General features: G+C 73.2%; 7 protein-coding genes. 5 read left to right on the forward strand and 2 right to left on the reverse strand.

Annotated elements, in window-relative coordinates:
* Together KN815_RS45745 and KN815_RS45750 are read right to left on the reverse strand one after the other, a co-directional pair.
* The coding region (locus tag KN815_RS45745) for a hypothetical protein (RefSeq protein ID WP_216347701.1) at positions 1-194 on the reverse strand (194 nt) is incomplete at its 3' end.
* Between the two features lie 7 nt (positions 195-201).
* Entirely contained in the window at positions 202-474 is a 273-nt protein-coding gene (locus KN815_RS45750) for a hypothetical protein (RefSeq protein ID WP_216347702.1), read from the reverse strand.
* Between the two features lie 182 nt (positions 475-656).
* On the opposite strand from KN815_RS45750, the gene KN815_RS45755 reads away from it, so the two are divergent.
* The 5 genes from KN815_RS45755 to KN815_RS45775 all read left to right on the forward strand — a co-directional run.
* Positions 657-1,481 carry an AfsR/SARP family transcriptional regulator gene (locus KN815_RS45755; protein ID WP_216347703.1) on the forward strand — a complete coding sequence of 275 codons (825 nt, stop codon included), beginning with the start codon at positions 657-659 and terminating at the stop codon, positions 1,479-1,481.
* A 285-nt stretch (positions 1,482-1,766) separates the two neighbouring features.
* Positions 1,767-3,002, forward strand: a complete 1,236-nt coding sequence (locus tag KN815_RS45760; protein ID WP_216347704.1) for an FAD-dependent monooxygenase — start codon at positions 1,767-1,769, stop codon at positions 3,000-3,002.
* Between the two features lie 93 nt (positions 3,003-3,095).
* The gene (locus KN815_RS45765) at positions 3,096-4,046 is read left to right on the forward strand and encodes a GlxA family transcriptional regulator (protein WP_216347705.1); all 951 of its coding nucleotides are present in this window, start codon (positions 3,096-3,098) and stop codon (positions 4,044-4,046) included.
* A gap of 103 nt (positions 4,047-4,149) precedes the next feature.
* Complete coding sequence (locus KN815_RS45770) at positions 4,150-4,920, forward strand: SDR family NAD(P)-dependent oxidoreductase (RefSeq protein WP_216347706.1); 771 nt, start codon at positions 4,150-4,152, stop codon at positions 4,918-4,920.
* Positions 4,921-5,012: 92 nt separating this feature from the next.
* Positions 5,013-5,579, forward strand: a 567-nt coding sequence (locus KN815_RS45775) for a glycosyltransferase family protein (protein ID WP_507229933.1), incomplete at its 3' end; no start/stop codon positions are given.

The following is a 5,579-nucleotide window of genomic DNA, read 5'->3' on the forward strand; positions in this document are numbered from 1 at the left end:
CCCGCGGCGCGGGCGGGCGCGGCGGCCTCGGTGAGGATGTGGGCGAGGTCCCGCGACCCGTCGAGCAGCGGCGCGAGCGCGGCGATGGCCCGCCCGTGCAGCGCCGTGACCCCGTGCTCGGAGACGAGATACACGGCCTCGCCCGGCACCGGCTCGACCCGCAGATGTGGTGTGAAGCCCAGTTCGCCGGTCATCGGCCGGTTATTCGACGCCGACGGTGCAGATGCAGATGGCGGGTGCGCCGATGGGCCAGGCGGCGTCGGAGAGGTCCTCGATGACCAGGTCGTCGCCCTCGGCGGGCGGCTGAACGGCCTCGGCGGCCCTCGTGGCCCCGGCACGCTGGACGATCCTGGCGCGCTCGGCGATCTCGACGACCCCGGTGGCCCCGGTGGCCCCGGTGACCTCGGTGTTCTCGGCGGAATGAGCCAGGACGGCGGGGCTCGTGGACTCATATGGGACAGGCGTATCGGTCATCGCGGACTCTCTCATCGCCAGGGTGTGAATTTGTCATGGTGCGGTGCTCTGGAACTCATATCGAGCTCGTTACTCCGGCACTGGCCGCACAGGTCGCCCACAAGCGAGGCTCTTAAATGCCTCGGTGGCAGGGCCGCGCGGCCAGGAGGCACTTGACGGACCGTTGACGGAGGTACACGACCATGGACATCAAGGTGTTGGGGCCGCTGAGCGTCGAGGCGTGCGGTCAGTCGATCGTGCCCAGCGCGGGCAAGCCGCGCCAGATCCTTGCACTGCTTTCCGTCTACGCCAACCAGATGCTGCCGGTGCCCACTCTTATGGAGGAAATCTGGGGCACGCAGATGCCGCGCAGCGCGCTCACCACTTTGCAGACCTACATCCTCCAGTTGCGCCGCAGGCTGGCCGCGGCCTATGGACCGCAGGCCCCGCAGGCTTCCAAGGACGTCCTCGCCACGCGCTACGGCGGATATGTGCTGGAGGCCCAGCCGGGCGCGGTGGACATCCATGAGTACGACCGGCTGGTGGCCGCGGGGCGGGACGCGCTGGACGCCGGGGACGATGTGCAGGCGTCCCTGCTGCTGCGCGAGGCGCTGGCCGTCTGGCGCGGCTCCGCGCTGGTGGATGTGAAGGTCGGGCCGGTCCTGGAGATCGAGCTGGCCCGTCTGGAAGAGAGCCGGCTCGGCGTCCTGGAGCGCCGTATCGAGGCCGATCTGCGGCTGGGCCGCCATGCCGAGCTGCTCACGGAGCTGACCGAGCTGACCGCCCGTCATCCGCTGCACGAGGGGCTGCACGCTCAGTGCATGGCCGCGCTCTACCGCGCGGGCCGCCCCTGGCAGGCGCTGGAGGTCTACCAGGGGCTGCGCGCCAGACTGGTCGAGGACCTCGGGCTGGAGCCATCGCCGCGACTCCAGAAGCTCCAGCAGGCGGTGCTCGCCTCCGACCCGGCGCTCGATCTGGACCTGGAGGGCCACTGGCGCCGCCCGGTGCTCGACCTGTTCGCCGCATAAGACCAACAGCCCACAGCCAACAGTCAGTCCACAGCCAACAGTCCACAGTCCACAGCCAATAGCCCCCATAGCCCCCCACCGCCCTCGTCCGGAGCCCCGTAAGTTCCCCCAGCCGTCCCCGTCCGGCGAACCATCCCCCCAAGAACGCCCGGCGCCGCCCTTCAGCCGGGCTTGCTACGGCTCCGCTGCCCGATCCCCCCGCGCGGGCAAGCGGAGCCGTAGTGCGTCCAGGGGCTGCCAGGCGCTCGGTGCCCATGCCCTGGAGCTCGACCAGCAGGAGGCGCGATGACGCGCGAGATCGACACCGATGTGTGCGTGGTCGGCGGCGGCCCGGCCGGTCTGGTGCTGGCGCTGCTGATGCTGCGGTCGGGGGCCCGGGTGACCGTGATGGAGTGCGCCCGCGCGCATCAGCGCGTGTTCCGCGGCGAAATCCTCCAGCCCGGCGCGATGGCGCTGTTGGACGCGCTCGATGTGCTGGTCGGCGCACGTGCCCGCGGTGCCCATGAGCACGACCGGTTCCTGGTGATCGAGGGTGAGCGAGTGCTGCTGGAGGCCGACTACCGGCTGCTCGCGGCCCCGTACGACCACCTGTTGAGTGTTCCGCGCCCGCATCTGCTGGATGAGCTGCTCGCCCACTGCCGCCGCTCGCCCGGTTTCCGCTATCTGCCCGGACGGCGGGCCGGGGCCCTGCTGTGGCGGGAGGAGCGGATCGCCGGGGTCATCGCCGAGGGACCGCCGGGCCGCTGTGCGGTACGGGCCCGGGCCGTCGTCGGCGCGGACGGCCGGTTCTCCCGGATCCGGCGGCTGGCGGGCATCGGGGCGGGCCGCGCCGACGCGTTCGCCCAGGATGTGCTGTGGTGCACGCTCATCGCGCCCCGGGAGGAGCCGCCGCTCCGCGATGTGCGGGTGTTCCGCACCGGCGGCGGCCCGGTGCTGGTCTACGGCTCCTGGCCGAACCGCGTGCAGCTCGGCTGGACCCTGCCGCACCGGCGCTACGGCCATATCGCCGCCCTTGGCCTCGACCATGTCAAGGAGCGGCTGGTGCGTGCCGTGCCGGAGTACGCCACGCTGATCCGCGATCAGGTCCGCACTCCGGCCGACCTCCACGTGCTCGAGGTCTTCTCCGCACGCGCCGAGCGCTGGGTCGCCGATGGGCTGGTGCTGATCGGCGACGCCGCCCACACCCACAGCCCGATCGGCGCCCAGGGCATCAACCTCGCGGTACAGGACGCGGTGGTGCTGCACCCCCTGCTGGCCCGCGCCCTGGCCGAGGGTGACACCAGCGCCGAGCGACTGGCGGAGTTCGAGCGGCGGCGCGGGCCCGATATCGCGGCGGTGATGCGGATGCAGACCCTCCAGAGCCGGGCGATCCTCTCTCAGGGCGCGTTCACCACTCGGGTGCGCCCCCGTCTCGCGCGGGCGCTGCGCCGTACGCCGCTCTATCGCAAGATCCTTCAGCGCATGGCCTACGGGAACCCGTCGATCCGCATCGCCGACGCCGGAGTGTGCGGTCGGACATGACACCCCGGAGCGCGATGGCCGGAAACCACACCTTCACCTGCTTCTCGCCACCCCGGCTTCGGCCTCGTCCACCGCACCGCCTAGGTTGAGGCCATGCACACTGTCGTGATCCTGGCGATGGACCAGGTCATCCCCTTCGATCTGGCCACCCCGATCGAGGTGTTCAGCCGCACCCGGCTGCCCGACGGCCGGGAGCCCTACCGGGTCCGGGTCTGCGGCCCCGCCCCCAGCGTCGACGCCGGGGTGTTCGCCCTCCAGGTCCCGTATGGGCTCGAGGCGCTCGCCGAGGCCGACACGATCGTCGTGGCCGGCCGCAGTGACGCCCTGCTCCCGGTCCCCGACGAGGTGATCGACGCGCTGCGGGACGCCGCCGACCGGGGCACCCGTATCGCCTCGATCTGCACCGGGGCCTTCGTCCTCGCCGCCACCGGGCTGCTCGACGGACACCGTGCCACCACCCACTGGCTCGCCGGTGCGCTGCTCTCCGAGCTTCATCCGAAGATCCAGGTCGACCCGGATGTGCTCTATGTGGACAACGGCCAGTTCCTCACCTCGGCGGGCGCCGCGGCCGGGCTCGATCTGTGTCTGCATATGATCCGGCGCGACCACGGCTCCGCCGTGGCCGCCGACGCCGCGCGGCTGTCCGTGATGCCGCTGGAACGGGAGGGCGGGCAGGCCCAGTTCATCGTTCACGACCAGCCGCCCGTACCGCGCGGATCGCTGTTCGAACCCCTGCTGCGGTGGATGGAGGACAACGCCGGACGGGACCTCACCCTCAACGAGATAGCCGCCCACATCGGCATGAGCACCCGCACCCTCAACCGCCGCTTCCGGGAGCACACCGGGACCACCCCGTTGCAGTGGCTGCACCGCGCTCGGATCCGGCAGGCGCAGTATCTGCTGGAGGCCACCACCCACCCGGTCGAGCGCATCGCCACCCAGGTCGGCTTCGGCTCGCCCACCTCCTTCCGGGACCGCTTCAAGCGCGTCGTCGGCACCAGCCCGCACAGCTACCGCTCCGCCTTCCAGCGAAACGCCGGATAGCCGCCGAGCGGTCCCCTGGGCAGCCTCGGGCGCGGGTCGAGGCGGACTCGAGTCACGGCGGCGACCATGGCCTTCTCAGTGGGAACGACCGCGAGGAGCGCCCATGTTGGACCTCGGCCTGGAGGGGCGCACGGTCCTGGTCACCGGGGCCACCGGGGCCATCGGCCGGGCCACCGCACGCGCCTTCGCGGAGCAGGGCGCCCGGGTGGCGCTCGCCTTTCGGCACCACCGCGAGGCGGCCGAGGCGCTGGCCGGCGAGCTGTCCGGACCGGACCGCGGCAGAGCCTTCGCCGTGCCGTACGCCCTGGACGACGCCGCGTCGCCGCGCTGGGTCGTGGCGGCCGTGGAGGAGCACTGGGGCGGGCTGGACGTGCTGGTGGCGGCCGCCCGGCGGCGGGGCGCGCGACGCGATCCGCACACCCGGTTCGAGGACGTACCGGAGGAGCACTGGCGGCCGCTGGTCGCCGACGGCTTCGTGCCCGCGGTCCGCACCGTCCAGTGGGCCGTCGCCGGGATGCGCAAGCGCGGCTGGGGCCGGATCGCGCTGGTGGCCTCGCCGCAGGCACCGGACGGCGCGGCCGACGGGGAGTTCCACGCGGTGGAGCGGGCCGGGCTGCACGGTCTGGTCCGCGGTCTGGCGGGCGAAGTGGGCGGCGACGGAGTGCTGATCAACGCCGTATGCCCCGGGCCCACCCCGCCCGACCGGCCGCCGACTCCGCCGGACCGGCCGCCGACCTCGCCCGACCGGCCGTTCACCTTGCCCGGCCAGCCCTCCACCAACCCCGAGGGCATCGCCCGCGCCCTCCTCTTCCTGTGCTCGGCGGCCAACGGCACGATCACCGGCGAGGCGCTGACGCTCGCGGGGCGCCGCTGAGCCCGGCTAGAGGAGCGGCGGGGCGGCTCGGTGTCATGTCCATCGGCCGGACGGGGCGGCCCGGCCGGCTCGATCTCTGCGGGAGGTGAACCGTGCGCATCCTCTTCACTACCTGGGCCTCCGGCGCCCATCTCGTTCCCATGGTGCCGCTGGCGCGCGCCCTGCTCGGCGCCGGGCACCAGGTGCGGGTCGCGGTGCCGTCCGAGTGCGCGGCGGCCGTCGCCCGGACCGGCCTGGTGCCGGTGCAGATCGGTGCCCTGCCGGTGGCGGTGGTCAGGGCGCCGGACGCGACACGGCGCCCGCGCGGCATCTGGCCGACGGACTGGCCGGTGCGGCCCGCCGCGTTCACCGCGGAGCAGCACGGTGTGCTGCGTGCGTTGGGCGATCGGCAGGTGCGGATCGCCGAGGCGATGGCCCAGGGCCTGGTGGCCTTCGCCCGCTGCTGGCAGCCGGAGCTGGTGGTGCATGACGCCGGCGCGTACGCGGGCACGGTGGCCGCGGGGGCGCTCGGGGTGCCCGCGATCGGCCAGCTATGGGGGAGCGCGGCCGTGCTGCGGCTGGACCGGCAGCGGCTCGACGGCCCGCCGCTGCCCGGCTACGCCCGGCTGATGCGGCGTTACGGCGCCGACCCGGCGCGCGAGCCCGACCTCTGGCTCGAC

Source organism: Streptomyces niphimycinicus (assembly GCF_018883605.1).
GTDB classification, from domain to species: Bacteria; Actinomycetota; Actinomycetes; order Streptomycetales; family Streptomycetaceae; genus Streptomyces; species Streptomyces niphimycinicus.

Bases quoted from the DNA above. Each gene is read 5' to 3' on its own strand.
- KN815_RS45750 (WP_216347702.1), bottom strand. From the start codon at position 474: ATGACCGATACGCCTGTCCCATATGAGTCCACGAGCCCCGCCGTCCTG.
- KN815_RS45755 (WP_216347703.1), top strand. From the start codon at position 657: ATGGACATCAAGGTGTTGGGGCCGCTGAGCGTCGAGGCGTGCGGTCAG.
- KN815_RS45760 (WP_216347704.1), top strand. From the start codon at position 1,767: ATGACGCGCGAGATCGACACCGATGTGTGCGTGGTCGGCGGCGGCCCG.
- KN815_RS45765 (WP_216347705.1), top strand. From the start codon at position 3,096: ATGCACACTGTCGTGATCCTGGCGATGGACCAGGTCATCCCCTTCGAT.
- KN815_RS45770 (WP_216347706.1), top strand. From the start codon at position 4,150: ATGTTGGACCTCGGCCTGGAGGGGCGCACGGTCCTGGTCACCGGGGCC.